Genomic DNA, 1,061 nt, shown 5'->3' with positions numbered 1-1,061 from the left:
CCAACGGTACGGCCGCCTTCACGAATCGCGAAGCGCAGACCATCTTCCATGGCGATCGGAGCGATCAGAGTAACAACCATCTGAACGTTGTCACCCGGCATTACCATTTCAACACCTTCCGGCAGTTCGCAAGATCCGGTCACGTCTGTGGTACGGAAGTAGAACTGAGGACGGTAGCCCTTGAAGAACGGAGTATGACGACCACCTTCTTCTTTGGACAATACGTACACTTCACACTCGAACTTGGTGTGCGGCTTGATCGAACCAGGAACACACAGAACCTGACCACGCTCAACGTCGTCACGCTTAGTACCACGCAACAGAACACCAACGTTCTCACCAGCACGACCTTCGTCGAGCAGCTTACGGAACATCTCTACGCCAGTACAAGTAGTCTTCACGGTATCTTTGATACCAACGATTTCCACTTCGTCACCAACTTTAACGATACCGCGCTCTACACGACCGGTTACAACAGTACCACGGCCAGAGATAGAGAATACGTCCTCGATCGGCATCAGGAACGGCTGATCAACAGCACGCTCAGGATCCGGGATGTACGAATCAAGAGCTTCTACCAGCTTCTTAACAGCGGTAGTACCCATTTCGTTGTCGTCTTTGCCTTCCAGAGCCATCAACGCAGAACCGGTGATGATCGGAGTGTCGTCACCTGGGAAGTCGTACATGCTCAGCAGGTCACGAACTTCCATTTCTACCAACTCAAGCAGCTCTTCGTCATCAACCATGTCCGCCTTGTTCAGGAACACAACGATGAACGGAACACCAACCTGACGAGACAGCAGGATGTGCTCACGAGTCTGAGGCATTGGACCGTCAGCTGCAGAGCAAACCAGAATAGCGCCGTCCATCTGCGCAGCACCAGTGATCATGTTTTTAACATAGTCAGCGTGGCCCGGGCAGTCTACGTGTGCGTAGTGACGTGCAGGTGAATCGTACTCAACGTGAGAAGTGGCGATGGTTATACCACGTGCACGCTCTTCCGGTGCGTTATCGATCTGATCGAAAGCACTTGCAGAACCCGTACCCCAAACTTCGTGACA

At 52.5% G+C, this 1,061-nt stretch carries 1 protein-coding gene; it reads right to left on the bottom strand.

Annotated features, from left to right (window positions below):
* A partial coding sequence (tuf, locus tag ACNQ6O_RS15415) for an elongation factor Tu (protein ID WP_418054072.1) occupies positions 1–1,061 on the bottom strand: 1,061 nt, incomplete at both ends.

Origin of the sequence: Marinobacter sp. SBS5 (genome assembly GCF_048285575.1) — a bacterium.
Taxonomy (GTDB): Bacteria; Pseudomonadota; Gammaproteobacteria; order Pseudomonadales; family Oleiphilaceae; genus Marinobacter.
The sequence above is the reverse complement of the archived record's forward strand: the minus strand, read 5'-3'. Positions and strand labels throughout refer to the sequence as shown.